This is a genomic window from Paenibacillus cymbidii (assembly GCF_004764705.1).
GTDB classification, from domain to species: Bacteria; Bacillota; Bacilli; order Paenibacillales; family NBRC-103111; genus Paenibacillus_AN; species Paenibacillus_AN cymbidii.
On sequence record NZ_SHLX01000006.1, the window covers coordinates 232,803 to 250,461 of the forward strand.

The window sequence follows — 17,659 nt, forward strand, 5'->3', positions numbered from 1 at the left end:
ACGGAATGGCAAGCGGCGGTATCGCGGGCGGCGGTGCAACTGTCGGCAGAACGACAAGCTGCAGTCCGGCTGGCGGTACGGCTGGCGGCGGTACGCGGTCGGTCGGCGAGCGCTACGATATCGTGGTGTGCGGCGGGGGGCTGGCGGGGCTGTGCGCCGCCATCGCCGCCGCCCGGCACGGTGCCCGGGTCTGCCTCGTGCAGGACCGCCCCGTGCTCGGCGGCACCAGCTCTTCGGAAATCCGCGTCCCGCCGCAAGGAGCGGCCAGTTTCCACGCCTACGCGCGGGAGACCGGCATCGTCTCCGAGCTGCTGATCGAGGAGCGGGCGCGCAACCACGAGGAGCCCGGCTTCGACAACGGCTACATCAACAGCGTGTGGGACCTCGTGCTGTACGATGCGGTTATGCGCACGCCGAACTTGACGCTGCGGCTCAACGCCACCGTGACGGCGGTGCGGATGCGGGACGGCGATGACGCGGGGCGGCCTGCGGCAGAGAGTGGCGACACAGCGGCGGGCAGCGGCGAGGCGGGACAGCCAACGAGCGGCGAGGCGACGATCGAAGCGGTCGTCGCCCGCGTGGCGCATGCCGAAACGGAGCTGACGCTGTACGCGGACACGTTCGTCGATTGCACCGGAGACGGTTTCGTGGCGGCGATGGCCGGCTGCGAATGGCGGCTCGGCACGGAAAGCCGCGTCGAATTCGGCGAGCCGCACGCGCCGGAGCAGGCAAGCGATGCGGTGATGGGCAGCTCGCTGCATTTTAAAGCGCGCAACGTCGGCTACCCCGTCCCCTTCACCGCCCCCGACTGGGCCGTTCGTTACGACAATCCCGACTTCTTCTACAAGGCCGGCCGCTGGCCGGGCGATCCGCGCAACGGCTTCTGGTGGATCGAGCTGTCCGTGCCGTGGCACACGATTTACGACAACGAAACGCTGCGCCACGAACTGACCCGGCATGTGCTCGGGATCTGGGACTGGATCAAAAACCGCGATCCCCGGCTCAAGGACGAAGCGGCGACTTATGCGCTCGACTGGATCGGCCAGGTGCCGGGCAAACGCGAAAGCCGCCGCATCATGGGCGACTACCTGATGACCGAACACGATCCTCTGAACCGGACCGTCTTTGCGGACGAAGTCGCGTACGGCGGCTGGTTCGTCGATCTGCACGAGCCCGGCGGCTTGCTCGCTCCTTTCAGCGAGAAGGCCGCCGTCGAAGCGCACGACCCGAATGGCACCTATATGGCCCGCAGTTATGTCGGCCCTTACGGCATCCCGCTGCGCATCCTGCTTGCGCGCGGCGTCGACAACCTGATGATGGCCGGCCGCAACGTCAGCGTCACGCACGCGGCGCTCGGCACGGTGCGCGTCATGGGCACGACGGCGCTGATGGGCCAGGCGGCCGGCACCGCCGCCGCCCTCGCCTCCCGCGCCGGCAAGCCGCTGCGCGGCGTTCCGGCGGCCGCCGTCCAGCAGGCGCTGCTGCGCGACGGCTGCTTCCTGCCGAACGCGGCTAACGAAGATCCGCGCGATCTTGCCCGCGCGGCAACGGTCCGCGCCAGCAGCGAAGCTGCGCTTTCCGGCGGCGAGCCGGACCCGCGCGAGCCGGACGAAGGCGGGCCGCAAGCCGGCCCGCTGGTTCGCCGGCGCGGCCAGTGGATCGCCGTCGGCGCGGACCGGATCGAACGGCTCGCCGTCTGCCTGGACAACGGGACGGACACGGCGCAGCGGGTCGAAGCGCGGCTTTATGCCGTCGATCACATCTGGGACTACCGCGTCGAGCCCGGCGAGCCGCTTGCGACGACGCTGCTGGAAGTGGCGCCGGGACTTCGGCGCTGGGCCGGTTGGGCAGCGGCGCTCGACGTATCGCCGCTGCGCGGCCGCTACGTGCGGCTCGACCTGCTGGCCAACCCGCACGTGTGCTGGCACGAGGCGGCGGCGGTCGAGCCGGGACACGCAAGCGCTTATGACATGGGCAACGGTCAGATGAGGCGGTACGGCAACGGACGGACGATGAGCTTCCGCATCGAACCGGCGCAGCTCGTATACGGAGCCGCCGCCGTGCTCAGCGGGGTAACGCGGCCGTACCGCAGCCCGAACCTGTGGCGCTCCGATCCGGCGCAGCCGCTGCCGCAATGGCTGGAGCTGGCATGGGAGCGGCCGGTTGCGATCGGCCGCGTCGAACTGACGTGCGCAGGCAGCCTGCTGCGCGATTACCGCCAATATCCGGCGCTGTATCGCGATCCGCAATGCGCCCGGGATATCGCCGCCGAAGCGTTCGTCGACGGGCGGTGGATGCCGGTCGGCGCGATCTTCGGCAACTACCAGCGCCGCGCGGCGATCGTGCCCGAGGCGCCGGTTCGGACCGACCGGCTGCGCGTAACGGTGTTCGCCACGAACGGCGACCCGTCGGCAGCGTTGTACGAAGTGCGGTGCTATCCGGATTGAGCGCTCTCGCCGCCGGACAACACATGTCGTATTGTGCCGGCGGTTGCATCGGATTGGCCGCATACCCGCTCCGAAGCGGTTGCGTTTGAGAATAAGCCATGTTTTATTAGCTATCGGGTAAAAAATTGACTGTTGCACGGAAATAGCCAGCGAAATCGCTGGCTATTCGGGCAGCGAGGCACCATTTGAGGGTTTGCGGGGCAAATAGGCCGTGTTTTCACTGGCTATTTTCGAGGAGTCGAGGAAAATGGGGCGAATAAGCCATTTTTTATGGGCTATTTTGGAAGCCGGCTGCTCTCCTCCCCCTCTCCCCGCTCGTCTTTAAACCGCAGTAATATTGGGACAAAGAAAGGAAGGGGAAAACAATCACTACGTTGGACGGGAAAGTCATTCTGATCACCGGCTGTCTCGGCACGGCGGGCCGGGCGGCGATCCGGCTGTTTCTCGCGAAAGGCGCCGCCGTGTTCGGCTGCGACCGCCTGCCGGCGGAGCGGTATCCCGACGTAGCCGGATTGCTGGCGGACGAGGAGCGCGGCATTGACCATGGCGCTTACGCCGGCCGGTTCGCGTTTCGGCAAGCGGAGCTGGGCGACGAGGATCAGGTGCGCGGCGTCATGAACGCGCTGGATCGCCGCTTCGGCCGGCTCGACGGGGTGTATCACAACGCGTTCACGAACGTGTGGAAGCCCGCGCTGGAGCTAACGCTCGAGGAATGGGAAGCGACGCTGCGCGGCACGCTGACGAGCGCGTTTCTCGTCGGCAAGCACGCGATTCCGCTGCTGATCCGCTCGGGAGGCGGCTCCATCGTCAATACGTCCTCCGTGCTCGGACAAATTGTCCAGCCCGGCTGCCTCGCTTACGGCGCGGCCAAAGCCGGGCTGAACCAACTGACGCGCGTCATCGCCGCCGATTATGCCGCGTACGGCATCCGCGCCAACGCGCTTGTGCCCGGCGATTTCAAGCCGGAAGAGGAGCTGGCGGCGTTGTCCGAAGAAGCGCGGCTCGCGATGCGCCGCCACAGCTGGCTCGGCCGCAGCGGCCGGCCGAACGAAATCAACGAAGTGGCGGCGTTCCTGTTATCCGACGCCGCCTCTTACGTAACCGGCTCGCTGTATCCTGTCGACGGAGGGTTCCACGTATGAGCGGCTCCCTTAACGCAGCGGCCAAGCCCAAAATAGCGGCGATTTTCACCGAATACCGCCCCAACTCCCACGCCGACGTCATCGTCGGCCGGCTGCTGGGCGACTGGGGCTACACGCCGCACGTCCGCGTCGCCTCGCTTTACGCCGACCAGCTGCCGCCAAACGACATGAGCCGCGAAGCAGCCAGTCGGCACGGGATTCCGCTCTGCGCCACAATCCGCGAAGCGGTGCTGGCGGAAGGCGGCGTCGACGGCATCGTGCTGGTCGGCGAACACGGCGATTATCCCCTCGATCCCCTGGGACGCATCCGGTATCCACGAAGGCGGTTTCTCGAAGAGGCGCTGGCGGCGCTCGACGAGCTCGGACGCGTCGTGCCGATCTTCTGCGACAAACATCTGGCCTGGCAGTTCGCCGACGCCCGGTGGATGTACGAGCAGCTCCGGAAGCGGCATATCCCGTTCCTGGGCGGCTCTTCCATCCCGCACACCGAAGCGGTGCCGCCGTTCGATCCGGCTCGATTGAGCGGGCTGCGCGACATCGTTGTCGTTTCTTCCGGCGGCCTGGAATCGTACGGCTTCCATGCGATGGACGTGCTGCAATCGCTGGCGGAGCGGCGAACCGGCGGTGAAAGCGGCATTCGTGCCGTGCGAGCGCTGCGGGGCGCCGCCGTGTGGCAGGCGATGGATGCCGGCGAATGGCCGGAGGAGCTGCTGCTGCAGGCGTTGGCCGCTATTCCCGCGGCGGCGGCCGTTCACCCGCGTCGCCTCGAAGCGGAACCGGTGCTGTTCGCGCTCGAATACGCCGACGGTGCAAGAGGCTGGGTCGTCCAGTTCGAGCGGCTGATCGAAAAGTGGGCGTTCGCTTTCCGCGACGACGGCGGCCGGATTGCCGCTGCCCGATGCGAAAGCGACGACGATCGTCCTTTCGCCCATTTTGAACGGTTGACGCGGATGATCGAAACGCTTGTTTTGACCGGCCGGCCCCCTTTTCCCATGGAAAGGACGCTTATGTCGACCGGCATGATTTATTACGCGATCGAGGCGCTTTATGCGGGCGGCGCGCTGGAAACGCCGCAGCTCGCCATCGGTTACGGACTTCCCGAACAGAAGGAGACAACGGACGAATGAGGGACAATTGGGAAGCGGCCATCCCGGAGCGGCACATGCGCTTCGTGCAGCTGCCGAACGAAGACGGCCACAACGCGGTGTGGGATTTCAAACGGTCGCCGCAGGGCCGTTTTTTCATCAGCGTGTGCGGCGAGAACGAAAAACCGCTGACGGCGCGGTTATACGAATATTACCCGAACTCGGGAGAGCTGCGGCTGATGTTCGACGTGGCCGACGTCTGGATCGTCGACCCGCGCGCCATGCCGCCGAGCAAAATCCATACGAGCATCGACTTTCTGCCGGACGGCCGGCTCATCATGGCGACGCACAATACGGCGCCGGCGCCCGGGCACCGGCAATGGATGTTCGAGCAGCATTACGAAGACCCGTGGGAAGGGTACCCTGGCTCCGTGGTGATGATCGTCGATCCCGATACGGACGAGGTGTCCGTCCGCGGCATCCCCGTCCCGCGGGAAAGCATTTACGGCGGCCTGCTCGGCGACGACCCGCGCTACTATTATTTTCTCGGCTATATGCGCGGCCACTTTTACCGGCTCGACCTGCTCACGAACGAGGTACGCGATTACGGCAAAGTGTCCGAATTTTCCTCGTGCCGGCTGGCCAAGGACGATCGCGGCCGTATTTACGGCGGCTCCTATACGGGCGAGCTGTGGCGATACGACCCCGCCGCGGACGAAATCGCCGATTTGAAAATCCGTTTCGAATCGCCTAACGGAACGAAGCATCGCCGGCAGTTCCTGTTCGCCCTGCAGTCGCCGCGCGGCACGCTGTTCCTGGTCGACAACCTCGACGGCGAAATGATCGAGCTGCACCCGGACTCGCTGGAGGTGACGCGCCACGGCTCCATTCAGCTGCGGCGCTGCCCGGCGCAGCGCGCATACGGCATCGGCGGCCTGGAAGCGGACGAACGATTCGTACTATATTACGGTCTGAAAACGTACGACGACGCCTACTGCCCCATCCGGCTCGTACGCTGGGATATTCTGAACGGCGGCGAACCGGAAAACCTCGGCCTCGTGTCTCCCGGCGGCAAAGATTCGCAGTACATTTGCGAAATGATTTACGAGCCGGACGGATGGCTGCATATGGTGGACGTATGCGGCGAGCACTCGCCGTATGTCGTGGCCGTCGACGTAAAGCGGCTTCATCCTCCGGGACCGGAAGCGCCGCGGCTGCAGCTGGTGCCGTATGCCGAACCGGATTACAACGGCGTGGGGGCGGCCGCCTACATGCATATTGCCGCCGCGACGACTCGCACGCTGCCGTTGCACCGGCATATGGCATGGCGCGACACGGCACTGCTGCATATGATCGTGCGGCAAGAGCGGCTGTATGCGCTCGGAGGTACACGTTCGGTGATTTGGACCGTCACCTCCATGAGCGAAGACTCGCCGGCATGCATGCGTGTCGTCCATGACGGCGCCCCGTTGTCGTGCGTCGGCATCGACGCGTTCACCGCGGCGGTTGCGACCGCCGACGGACGCCTGCTGCTCGTCGACATGACGACAGGCGACTGCATAAGCGACACAGCCGTTCCGGCGGGCGGCATTGTCCGGTTGCACGGCGTCACCGATGCGGGTCACGTGCTGGCAAGCGACCGTTTCGGAGCGATTAGCCGGTTCCGGCCGGCAGACCGCAGCTGGCTGTCCCTCCCGAACTTGCGTGTCCAACCGGGCGGCGGCACGCTCCTGCCGCTGCCGGGCGATCGGCTGCTGCTGTCGGGCAAGGACGACAGTTTGCTGCTGTACGATGCGGCCACGGCGCAATGTGCGACACTGGCGGTGCGGACGCCTTCTATCCGCGGCCGGGCGTTCCGCGCCGTCATTACGGGCGGGGCTGTGCTGGAAGACGGCACGATCGTGGCCGGTACGGGCGACGGGATGCTGTTCAGCATGCCGCCGGACGGTTCGCGGACCGTTGCTTACGGCCGGCTGTATGCGAGCGGCCCGCTGCGCGGGTTCATCCGCCTGGGCGACGACACGGTGGCGGGCATTTACGGCGGCGTCGACGATGCCGGGCATGTGTTTCGTTTCTCTCCGGCGAGCGGCTTGACGGATCTGGGGCGGCCGCGCGTCGTCAAGGACAACGCCGAGCCCGCCGATGCGGATACCGAATGGGCCAATATCCATTATCTCTCCTGCCTCGCCTACGATCGCGCCGGAGAGTGGCTGTGCGTGGCGTCGGGGGAATTGTACGGCTGCGTCGTCCGCTATCGCGGCATCGAAGGTCCCAGGTAAAGCGGGGTTCTCGGAAATAAGCCATGTTTTATTGGCTATTCCGGCAAAAATGGTTATCCGCAAGCAAATAGCCAGTGAAATCACTGGCTATTTCGTAGAAAAGTTCGCTTTGAGGACTGCTTGGACATAATAGCCAGTGTTTTCGCTGGCTATTTTCGATGCGGCGGGCAAAAAAGGCAAATAGGCCATTTTTTATGGCCTATTTTGATAGAGGTGCCGTCCCGGCGCAAAAAAAACCGCCTGCGCGGACGCCATTACGTCCGGCAAGCGGTTTTTTTAATGTATATTGGACTACTCTCGCCGCTCCTACTCCTCGTTCGCCTCAAGCGCGAGCAGCGCAACCGACAGCGCCGCGTAGTCGCCTACCTGTTCGCCAAGCCCGGCGGGCAGGATGCGGCATGCGTCAAGCGCAATCGCCAGCGACTCGCGGCGCAGCGCTGCCATCGCCACCGGCTCCAGCAGCTGCTGCTGCCTGCCGTAAATGCTGCCGATGACGATGCGCTCGGGGTTGAGCACATCGACGAGCACGGCCAGGCCGCGACCGAGTTGCTCGCCGACGACGCGGAACACCTCCAGCGCCAGCGCGTCGCCGGCTTGGGCGGCTTCGCCGACCTTCTGCGCGGTAACGTGCGGCAGCTCGTCCGCCGTGCGGCAGAACGCCGGCGCTTCGCTCGCCGCGTCGCCACCCGCGGCAGCCAGCTCGCGAAGCCGCTTCCCGGCCATCGTCGCCGCCAATTGGGCAATGCCGCCGCCGCTGCAGAAGCCTTCGAACGAGCCGGCTTTGCCATAACCGACCGGCCCGTCCGGCTCCATCCGCATATGGCCGATTTCACCGGCCATGTCGTTCGCGCCGGCATACAGCCGGCCGTTCAAAATCAGTCCGGCCCCCATCCCGGTACCGAACGTCAGAAACACCATGTGCCGGCTGCCGGCGCCGGCGCCCCACTTCCATTCCGCCAATGCGCAAGCATTAGCGTCGTTTTGCAGCGCCACCGGCACGCCGAACCGGCTGCGGAACGGACCGACGGCGTCGATGCCGTCCCAGCCGGGCAAATTCGGCGGCGACAACACCAGGCCGCGCGTGCTGTCAAGCGGCCCGCCACAGCTGATGCCGATCGCCGCGAGTCGCGCCGCTCCTCCCGCACTCTCGCCCGCGCCATCCGCCGCTTTTCCCGCCGTATTCCCCGCACTCCCGCCCGCATCACTAGCCGCCAGCCCGGCCTCGTTTTCCGCATGCTCCGCCAGTAGCCGCGCCAACGTGTCGCCGAGCTGCGCGAGCGCCGCATCCGGCGTCCGCGGCGTCGGGAAGCTGACGCGCGCCAGCGGTGACACGCCTTCCTCGCGCAGCAGCCCGAGGCTGACCGCACATTTGGTGCCGCCGATATCCAGTCCAGCCAGCAGCTTCGTCATTGGCCGAAAAACTCCTCTTCCAGCATAACGCAGAGCGCGTGATAAATCGGCAAATGCAGCTCCTGAATATCCGGTGTGCTGTCCGACGGCACGCGGACCGCCACGTCGCACAACGCGCCGAGCTTGCCTCCCTTGCGTCCGGTGAGGCAGATCGTGCGCAGCCCCATCGCCTTGCCCACCTGAATCGCACGCACGACATTGCCGGAATTGCCCGACGTGCTGATGCCGAGCACGACGTCGCCCGGCTGCCCGTAGCCGTACACCTGCTGGGCAAAAATCATATCCGGCGCCACATCGTTGCTATACGCCGTAATAAGCGCGCTGTGGCTGACGAGCGAAATCGCCGGCAGCGCTCCCTGCAGATGGTTCGCCAAATAGTCGCCTTCTTCGGGAAACGCCGCGGCCAGCTTATCCCGGTCCGCCGTGCCAAGCGGCCGTTTCAGCATAAAGCCTTTCATCAACTCGCCGACGATATGCTCGCTGTCCGACGCGCTGCCGCCGTTGCCGCAGACGAGCAGTTGGCCGCCCGCGCGGTACGACGAAACAAGCGCCGCATACGCCTCCTCCAGCTGCGCCGCGCACTCGTCAAGCTCCGGATATCTGCCGATCAATGTTTTCAGAACGTGATGCATGGTAACATGGCTCCTCTCGTGATAACACTCGATATTATTGTAGCAATAGCCTGATCCCGAAACTTCGCCTTATGTATGATTTGTATCGCTAATTTTACGATAGGCGGCCGGCGTTTGGCCGAACTTCGCTTTAAACGAACGAAGAAAATGGCTGAGCGACCGGAACCCGCTGGCATAACAAACGTCGGTCACGGAAAGCGCCGAGCTCGACAACAACGACCGGGCGAACTGCAGCCGCACATTCTGCACATAGGCGGAGAAAGGCACTCCCGTCGCCTGATGGAAGGTCGCGCTGAAATAAGCGGGCGAAAGACCGCACCGCCTTGCCGCTTCGGTCAGCGTCACCGGCTCGCGGAACTCCTGCTGCACATAGGCGATCGCTTCGCGCAGCATGGCCCCCGGCAGCTCCGTTTCTTCTCCCGCGGCAACGGCCGGCTTGCCGCCGCTGTCCGCGCGAGCGCGTTCTCGCCCTGTCGCTTCCGTCATCCGCAGCCAGTCGATCAGCAGCAGCTCAAGCGCATGGCGTACGGCTAGCTGCCGATATGCGGCAGTGCCGGTCCACTCGCCGAACAGGCGCTCGAACGAAACGGACAAGGCGGCGAAAGTGCCGCCTGTTGCCGCAAGCGGAGTACGCTCCGTGTGCAGCAGCCGATCGCGCAATTCGCCGCCGATCATCGCTTCGGAAAATTTGACGTTATACAGCTCGACCGATTCGCCTTCGGGAATGTTCACCTCATGAAAGTCCGATGGCGTCAACAAATAAAAACTGCCCGCTCGAATGTCGCAACGGACGCCGTTCCACAGCTGCACGGCGTTTCCCCGCAGCACGAACTCCATCTCGTAGAACTCGTGCCAGTGCAGCGGGTAATAACCGGTTGCCGTCTTGCGCTCCACGCTGAGGTGCGGCGAAGCAACCATCCATTGTTCCGTCGTCAGCCGTTCCGGAATGCGGCGGGTTCGTTTCATCGCTACAGCCCCGCATAAAATTTGAACCCGTTGCGCCCTTTCTGTTTTACCTGATACAGCGCGATATCGCTTTGCTTCAGCAGCGTCGCCGCATCGTCGCTATTGATCGGGTAAAGCGAGATGCCCATGCTGATCGTCGACACAAACTCCTGATTTTCGAACTTCCACGGCACCTGCAGCGCCTGAAAAATCCGTTTGACGACGAGCACGACGCTTTCCAGCGAATCGACCGTCGACAGCAAAATCGTAAATTCGTCGCCGCCCATACGCGCGAACGAATCGCTTTGCCGCAAACAGCCGCGAATGCGCTCGGCCATGATGCGCAAATACGTATCTCCGGCATGGTGTCCCATCGAATCGTTAATCAGCTTAAAGTCGTCGATATCGAGATACAGCACAGCCAGCATCTGCCGGGACCGTCTGACGTGCGCAAGCGCTTGCGCGAGATGCTCCTGAAACAGCACCCGGTTCGGCAATCCGGTCAAAGCGTCGTGGAAAGCGCGATGGCTGAGGTCCAGTTCGTTCCGCTTGCGTTCGGTAATATCTTTGGCCGTAGCTACTACTAGCGCGATTTCGCCGTGCTCGTCCGGTACCGGAATAATATTCGCATCGTACCAGCGATGCTGGTTCTCTTCCGGACTGCCGCGGAATTCGAGCGAAACCGACTGCCGGCTGCGTATGGCCGCACGAAACGCCTGTTGCACCGTAAGCCGGTCGCCGGCATCGATAAAACGAAGCATTTTTTTAAGCGTCAGGCTGTTTATGGCGGAAGGCGCCTTACGGAAGGGCTGCGAAGCGTAATGCAATCGCCCGCGTGTGTCCAATATGTAGAAAGAATCGCATAATTGTCCGATCAGGGAAAGCAAAAATCCGCCGTTATCCAGCAGCTGCTCGATCGGCAGCCGCTCCAAACGTTGTCTGCCGGGCACTCTTCATCTCTCCTTATTGCTTGATGCCGCCCCGGGCGGCGCAGGATGAATGGGCATGATGATTCCGGTCCATTAATACGCTCCGGCTCTACTCTTCATTATAATACAATTTTGCGCACGATGATTGAAAAAAAAACGTCGGAAGGGGCAGAATGACTGAAGATGGGTACTGATTTACATAATCTTCACTTTACACCTGCCGCTTTCAACTGATAGCCTTTGTCCGATGTGCACAAAAGGGGGAAATGGAGCCGACATGAAGACGAAACCGATCTCCGAACGAAGCCGAATCATCCTCTATGCCGTTCTTCTTGTTGCCGTCACTCGCGCCTTTTTATACGCAGCCGGTTATTTGGGCGGCAATTTGTTCGTCGATTATACCGTGCCGCCCGTATACGAAACCGTCCGCCAAGGAGACGAGTGGCAAGCGCAGCAGCTCAAGCTCCCCGCCATGCTCGATCAGACCAAGCTTCCGGGCGTCGACGACATGGCGAGGTTTGACAGCAAATTTTATTTGAAAATCGCCACGAACGGCTATGACCGGTTCGCCATCGACGAGTCGCACCCGCCGGCCGATTGGGTGTTTTTCCCGCTCTATCCGCTGGCCGTTGCCGCGCTTGCCAAGCTGCCTGCCCTGAGCGCCGATGTCGCTGCCGTAATAGCTTCCAACTTGTTCCTGATCGCTGCGATGTACTACTTGTACCGGCTTGCGCTGCTGCGTGGCTTTACACCCGCCCAGGCCAAGCTGACGCTGTTGTTTGTGCTGCTGTACCCGGCTTCGTTATATTTTTCCGTCCCGTATACCGAAAGCCTGTTTTTGCTGTTATGCGCCGCCACGTTGTACTACGGGTCCAACAAGCAATACGCGCTCGCCTTTGTGTGCGCCGGACTGTCGGCCGCCACCCGCGTGCCCGGCGTGATCAATTTGATGTTCGTGGTCCTAGCCTTGCTGCTTGACAAAGGAACACGCTGGTCATGGCGCGACCTCCGGTTTGCCGGTTACGGCTTGCTGTCGCTGGTGCCGATCCTCGCCTATTTTGCCTATATGAAGCATCTGACCGGCGACTTCCTCGCACCGCTGCACGAACAGATCAATTGGAGCCGGGCCACCACCACTCCGTTCGCCAATTACGTCAATTATTTCGACTACCCTTATTTTATCGGGTCCGGCGGCTGGGACAACGGTCTGCTTTCCATGGCGATGGCGACGATCGTTTGCGGTGTGATGATCGTATATGCGGCCACGAAGGGACGCTCGTTCTGGCGCGAACCGCGCGAGTTGCTGTTGTTCGTCTACGGCGCCTTGCTTGTCGTCATTCCGTTCTCCAGCTCGGAGCACTCGCTGACAAGCGTCATTCGCTATATGATGGTATGCATCCCGTTTTATTTGTATCTGGTCGCCCTCGTTTGGCGGCATGAGCTGCTGAAGCTGACATTTTTGCTCGTTTTTGTGCTGCTCTGCGTCATTACCACGCTGGGCTACATCAATAATTACTATTTTGTCGTGTGAGAAAAGCGCGCAAAAAAACAGGCACCCGATATTAGGGCGTGTCTGAAAACCCGCTCAGGTGCATCTTTCACCGCCTTTTCGCCCCCTGCTGCGTTGCCTTTGCTTGACTTACCCCCGGTAAGCCTGCGCAAAACCGCCTTGCATGGAACGAAAATTCGGCAAAATCTGCTGTCCTCGGAGTTCTCAGACACGCCCTAGGATGCCTGTTTGGCTTGGCGAAGCTGCCGTTATGGAAGCGTGATGACGGAGCTCGACTCCCAGTTGCCTGCTTCGTCCATGGCGGTAATGACGATTTTGCCGCCGCTGTACGTTTTGGCCAAATTGACTTTATATGTGCCCGTTGCGGCGCCCTTGGACGCTTTGGCAACGGCGCTTGCGACGAATGTCTTGCTTGTTATCGTGTCGCCGTCCACACTGACCTGGGCTATGGTCACCGTGCTGCCGGCTGCCGCCGACCCGCTCACCGTAATCGTGCCCGATTTCGCTTTCGTCGTGCTGGCCTCGCCGAGCAAATCGTAATCTCCCCACGCCGTTTGCGCATTCATTGCCGTCAGCGGGCCCGCCTGCATTCCCGCCGTCACTTTGATCCCTTTGTACGCCACATTCTTGTATTGCCTTGCCGCATTCGACGTTTCGCTATAATCCTCTCCGTAAACGATCAGCGTGTACGTTCCCGTCGGAACGATCATTTGGAACGCGCCTTTGGCATTCGTCGTTGCGCTCCAGGACGATTTGCCGTTAACCGCCTTCACCTTGACGCCATTGGCCGGCTGATTGCCGCCTTTCAGCACGACGCCGCCGATCGCCCCTTGCTTCTTCGCGTCGAGCTTATCTTTGCTCGGCCACGTGAGCGCCGCTTTGCCCGTACCGGATACGGTAACCGCCAGACTGACCACCTGCGTATACGCGGCATCCGTTACGGAAACCTCATACTTGCCTTTGTTGATGGCTCCTTTGAACTTGCCCGTCTCGTCGGTGACTGCCGTATTGCCTTCGCCCGCCACATCGGTCGTAATATCGCTGCCGGCCGCGTCGGTAACGGTGACGTACAAATTGCCGACAGGCGCTTTGGCCCCGTCCGTTACCGTTACCTCCAGCGTCGTTGCCGCGCCGATTTCGAAATCGGCGGACATCGTTGCGCCGGCTGCGCCGAAGTTGCCGACCGAGACGTACGTTTTGGTCCCGGCATACGTATTGCTGTTCGGCTTGGTAGACGGACCGAACTGTTTGCCTGTCGTATAGAAATCGCCCGCATCGGCTCGTTTCCCTTTGTCCTTGCCAATCTGCCCGAGACCATCCGCCTCGACCAGGCTAATCAGCTTGTGCGCCGAAGATCCGTTGTTGAACATAAAGTCGTTGCCCGCCGTATTCAGGCGCGAGTCGATATGCCAAATCACCATACCGTTCGTCGGATAGTTGTAGTCGTTGCCGGTTTCGTTCTTGCGGTACTGCGCCATGTAAAACTCGCCGAACTCGCTGCCCGTCGCCCCCGGCATAATCAGCACCGCATCGCCATCGGTGCCGGACGGCTTCAGCTCGATCGTTTTTTTCCCGGTCTTGGCGACTACGCGTGGCGTCAGCCATCCCAGCAAAAACTTCGAGAAAGCGTTATGATCGCCCCAGTTGCCGTCCATAATGTCAAGCCCGCCGACGCCGCCGCGGTTATTGTCTTTATTCCAGTCGGTATAATCGTAATAGTCCGGCAAGCCCAGCATGTGGCCGGTTTCGTGAATGTCGACCTGCGGATAATACTTGATCGTTGGGTGGCTGGCATCGTAGGCGGCGTTGCCGATCCAGGACCAGACGTACGTTTTGATCTTTTTCCCGCCGACGACCGGACTGCTGCTGCTCCAGCCGGTCTGGTACGCCCACCAATACGTAGCCCAGGCGCCGGCGTCTCCGGTCCATTTGACATACAGGCCGTCGATCGTGCCGTCTCCGTCGCTGTCATATTGCGAAAAATCTTCGCCTTTCCCTGCATGATAGGCAAGCGCTTCCTTGATCAGTTCCTCGCGCTTCTGCACCGCTTCCTGCGACGACGACAAGGATGTATTCGCCGGCTGGTAATAGCTGCGGTTGTGCGATGCCGTAAACCAATCCAGCACTTTGCCGTCGATCGTCAGTTTGCCGTAAGAGGAACGGTAGTAATATTGCTTGACGCTGTCATACGGCTTGGCATCGAGGCCATTGCCGAAGAACGAGCTTTGCACGTCCGCAACCGGATTGTCGGCCGTCGCCCTCACGTCGGGAAAGTCGATCAGCAGCACGAGCGCCTTGGCCGTGCCGGTACGCGGCATCGAACCGGTTCTGCCGCTTGGCGGCGCGAATTGGAACGATTCCATCATGCGGAATACGTCGCCGCCGTCGTATGGTGCCGCCTGATCTCCCGACTGCCCGGACGCTGCCGCTCCCGTCAGTTCGCGCAGCTTGTTCGGCAGCTGTTCCGCCAAATCTTCCTCCACCTTGTGGCCGCCCAGCGCTTCCGCCGCCTCCGCATGCTGCTCCAGCGTTCCCTCCTGCTGAAATTTCTCCAGTTCGCCTGGTCGCGGCGGCGCGATCGCCGACGCGGTTCCGGCAACGGCCAGTTGCAGCGCGAGCAGCGCCGTCAAGCCGATCGCAAGCGGCTTTCTCCCCCATAGCTTCGACACGATTTCTTCATCCTTCCCATCCCCAAGTTGGCGCGCGTTACGATGCTTGTTCCTTGCCGCCGATCCATGCCGTAAGCTTCTCGGGCGGCAGCGGCGGACTGTAATAATAGCCTTGAATCTGATCGCATTGCTGGCTGCGGAGAAAAGCAAGCTGCTCTTCCGTCTCGACACCTTCCGCGATTACTTTCAGCTGCAAGTGGCGCGCCATCGCGACAATGGTTGAAATAATCGCGGCATCGCTGCAATCGTCGCGAATTTCGCGAATGAACGATTGGTCGATCTTGAGCTTGTCGATCGGGAATTTGGTCAAGTAGCTGAGCGAGCTGTACCCGGTGCCGAAGTCATCCATGCTGATGTTCAGCCCGAGCTGTTTGAGCCGACCCAGCGTCTCCAGCGCGCGTTGCACATCCATCGCCATACTTTCCGTAATTTCCAGTTCCAGATAACGCGGCTCGAGCCCGGTTTCTTCGAGGATGTGCCCAATCGTCTCCGCCAGATGCGGCTGCTCGAACTGCCGGATCGACAAGTTGACGGATACCACGATGGGCCGAAGCCCCGCATTTTGCCACAGCTTGTTCTGCTGGCAGGCCGTTCGGATAATCCATTCCCCGATCGGATTGATCAGCCCCGTCTCTTCGGCGACCGGAATGAAGACGCCCGGCGGGATCAGCCCTTTTTCGGGATGGTTCCATCGCAGCAGCGCCTCGGCGCCAACGATTTCCCCGCTGGCCAAATCGATTTGCGGCTGATAGTGCACGACGAATTCCCTGCGTTCGATCGCCCGATGCAGGCCGGACTCGATCTCCAGCTTCAGCTTGAAGTCCTCGTCCATGGACGCATCGTACATTTGCACGTTGTTGCGCCCTATCTTTTTGGCATAGTGGAGCGCTGTTTCGGCATTTTTCATCAGCGTTTCGCCGTCTTCTCCATGCGCATGCATCAAAGCGACGCCAACGCTGACGGACATATGGAACTCGAATCCGCGTACCACGATCGGTTTTGCGACTACGGCCATAAGCCGTTTGACCGTCCGGAGCGTATAGTCCGCCCCCCGGGAACGAGGAAGCAAGAAAGTAAACAGATCGCTGCCGAGCCGTGCCAGAATGGCCCCCGGCGGGAGCGATTCCGCCATTCTCGATGCGAGCAGCTTCAGCACTTCGTCGCCGGAAATATTGCCTGCCGCATCGTTGACGGCTTTGAAGCGGTCAATGTTGAGGTAGCAAAGCGAAGGCATGTCCTTGTATCCGGCCGTATGGCGGAGCGATTCCTCCACCAGCTCGATGAATTTGCGCCGGTTCGGCAACTCGGTCAACTCGTCCCGATAGGCCAGTGCGTTGATGCGCGCTTCTCTTGCCCGCGCTTCCGTAACGTCTTTCGTGATGAAATAAACGCCGATCACCGTGCTTACTTGCGAGATGGGCACACAAGTCACTTCCAGCTCGACGCGGTGGCCGTGCTTGTGCTGCAGCGACATCTCGAACGATTGCGGATTGCCGCGCAAAGTTTCCTGAAATTGCCTTATGTAGGACGGCAGCTCGGAACCGTCGAATTGATGGATCGACTGGCCGATGAAATAGGTCGCGTCGTAACCGGTAATTCGTTTGACGGCCGGGTTCACGCTGCGGATGCTGCCGGTGCGATCGACCGAAAAAACCGCGTCGGAATTGTTGTCGAACAACGAACGATAGTGCAATTCGCTTGCGTCGAGCTCGGCCGTACGGGACGCCAGCCTTCGGTCGAAGATGGCGCTGATAAGCGTAAAACCAAGCATGAATAACGTCGCAATGCCCACTTCGTAGGCGATCGTTTCGGTGGCGATTGATTGCTCCAGGCTTATCCGAACCGAACTGTCGGGGATGAGCTTGGCCGCAGACATGCCCGTATAATGCATGCCGACGATGGCGGCCCCCATTACGACGCCGCTGCCGAGCTTGCGGGTTGTCCACTCGCGTCTCGTGTCGTCACGAAACGAAAAGCTGAGCCACAGCGCCGCAATGGAAGCCGCTACCGCAACGAGCACAGCCAAGGCGAACAAGTCGGCGTCGTAGCGGATGACGGCTTGAAGCCGGATCGCTTCCATGCCGGTAAAATGCATCGCGGCAATACCGCCGCCCATGACGAGCCCGCCGAGCACCAGCGACCGCAGCGACACGATTGTCCTGCTGACGACGTACAAGGCCAGCAACGAGCTTGCAATGGCAATCAGCAGCGACAGCAGCACAATCCAGAGGTTGTACGTTACCGGGATCGGCAATTGCATCGCGAGCATCGCCACAAAATGCATCGACCATATGCCGACTCCCATGGCGACCGCGCCGCCGAGCAGCCACAGCTTGCGGGCGGCGCCGACGGAAGCGGTGACGCGTCCCGCCAGATCAAGCGCGGTGTAAGACGCCATAACGGCGATGAAAGAGGAGAATATGACCAGCGTCATATTGTATGAGTGGTGTATGTGCTCCAAATGCCTGGCACCCCTATCATCCGATTCCCCAACATCATACCAGTAAATCGGCTATAGTTCAGCAAATATTTCCACGCTTCGACAATGTTCGACGTTGTTCAACAGTTGCCTTGGGCGTGTCTGAAACTCCGCAGGCAGCAGATTGGGCCG

At 61.5% G+C, this 17,659-nt stretch carries 11 protein-coding genes; 5 read left to right on the forward strand and 6 right to left on the reverse strand.

Going from position 1 to position 17,659, the window contains the following annotated elements; genetic code table 11:
- Window positions 1–5 precede the first annotated feature (5 nt).
- The 4 genes from EXY20_RS10805 (at window position 6) to EXY20_RS10820 (ending at window position 6,953) form a co-directional block, all read left to right on the forward strand.
- Window positions 6–2,447: an FAD-dependent oxidoreductase gene (locus tag EXY20_RS10805; RefSeq protein ID WP_135550691.1), complete on the forward strand. Its 2,442-nt coding sequence runs from the start codon at window positions 6–8 to the stop codon at window positions 2,445–2,447.
- A gap of 374 nt (window positions 2,448–2,821) precedes the next feature.
- Complete coding sequence (locus tag EXY20_RS10810; RefSeq protein ID WP_235885559.1) at window positions 2,822–3,589, forward strand: SDR family NAD(P)-dependent oxidoreductase; 768 nt, start codon at window positions 2,822–2,824, stop codon at window positions 3,587–3,589.
- On the forward strand, window positions 3,586–4,716 hold the full coding sequence (locus tag EXY20_RS10815; RefSeq protein ID WP_135550695.1) for a hypothetical protein: 1,131 nt from the start codon (window positions 3,586–3,588) through the stop codon (window positions 4,714–4,716). The genes EXY20_RS10810 and EXY20_RS10815 overlap by 4 nt, the downstream gene beginning before the upstream one ends.
- A complete protein-coding gene (locus EXY20_RS10820; protein WP_135550697.1) occupies window positions 4,713–6,953 on the forward strand; it encodes a WD40 repeat domain-containing protein in 2,241 nt (746 codons plus the stop codon). The genes EXY20_RS10815 and EXY20_RS10820 overlap by 4 nt, the downstream gene beginning before the upstream one ends.
- A 306-nt stretch (window positions 6,954–7,259) precedes the next feature.
- Here the strand turns inward: EXY20_RS10820 and EXY20_RS10825 are convergent, their stop codons facing one another.
- From EXY20_RS10825 to EXY20_RS10840, 4 genes are all read right to left on the reverse strand, one after another.
- The gene (locus EXY20_RS10825) at window positions 7,260–8,363 is read right to left on the reverse strand and encodes an ROK family protein (protein WP_135550699.1); all 1,104 of its coding nucleotides are present in this window, start codon (window positions 8,361–8,363) and stop codon (window positions 7,260–7,262) included.
- A complete protein-coding gene (locus EXY20_RS10830) occupies window positions 8,360–8,995 on the reverse strand; it encodes a D-sedoheptulose-7-phosphate isomerase (protein WP_135550701.1) in 636 nt (211 codons plus the stop codon). Before EXY20_RS10830 ends, EXY20_RS10825 begins: the two co-directional genes overlap by 4 nt.
- Window positions 8,996–9,064: 69 nt before the next feature.
- A complete protein-coding gene (locus tag EXY20_RS10835; protein ID WP_135550704.1) occupies window positions 9,065–9,961 on the reverse strand; it encodes a helix-turn-helix transcriptional regulator in 897 nt (298 codons plus the stop codon).
- A 2-nt stretch (window positions 9,962–9,963) separates the two neighbouring features.
- On the reverse strand, window positions 9,964–10,890 hold the full coding sequence (locus tag EXY20_RS10840; protein WP_135550706.1) for a sensor domain-containing diguanylate cyclase: 927 nt from the start codon (window positions 10,888–10,890) through the stop codon (window positions 9,964–9,966).
- A 256-nt stretch (window positions 10,891–11,146) separates the two neighbouring features.
- On the opposite strand from EXY20_RS10840, the gene EXY20_RS10845 reads away from it, so the two are divergent.
- The gene (locus EXY20_RS10845; RefSeq protein ID WP_167859156.1) at window positions 11,147–12,400 is read left to right on the forward strand and encodes a mannosyltransferase family protein; all 1,254 of its coding nucleotides are present in this window, start codon (window positions 11,147–11,149) and stop codon (window positions 12,398–12,400) included.
- A 227-nt stretch (window positions 12,401–12,627) separates the two neighbouring features.
- Here EXY20_RS10845 and EXY20_RS10850 read toward each other — a convergent pair whose 3' ends face one another.
- Both EXY20_RS10850 and EXY20_RS10855 read right to left on the reverse strand, forming a co-directional pair.
- Window positions 12,628–15,048: a M6 family metalloprotease domain-containing protein gene (locus tag EXY20_RS10850; protein WP_135550710.1), complete on the reverse strand. Its 2,421-nt coding sequence runs from the start codon at window positions 15,046–15,048 to the stop codon at window positions 12,628–12,630.
- 37 nt (window positions 15,049–15,085) lie between these two features.
- Complete coding sequence (locus EXY20_RS10855; RefSeq protein ID WP_235885561.1) at window positions 15,086–17,509, reverse strand: bifunctional diguanylate cyclase/phosphodiesterase; 2,424 nt, start codon at window positions 17,507–17,509, stop codon at window positions 15,086–15,088.
- Window positions 17,510–17,659 lie beyond the last annotated feature (150 nt).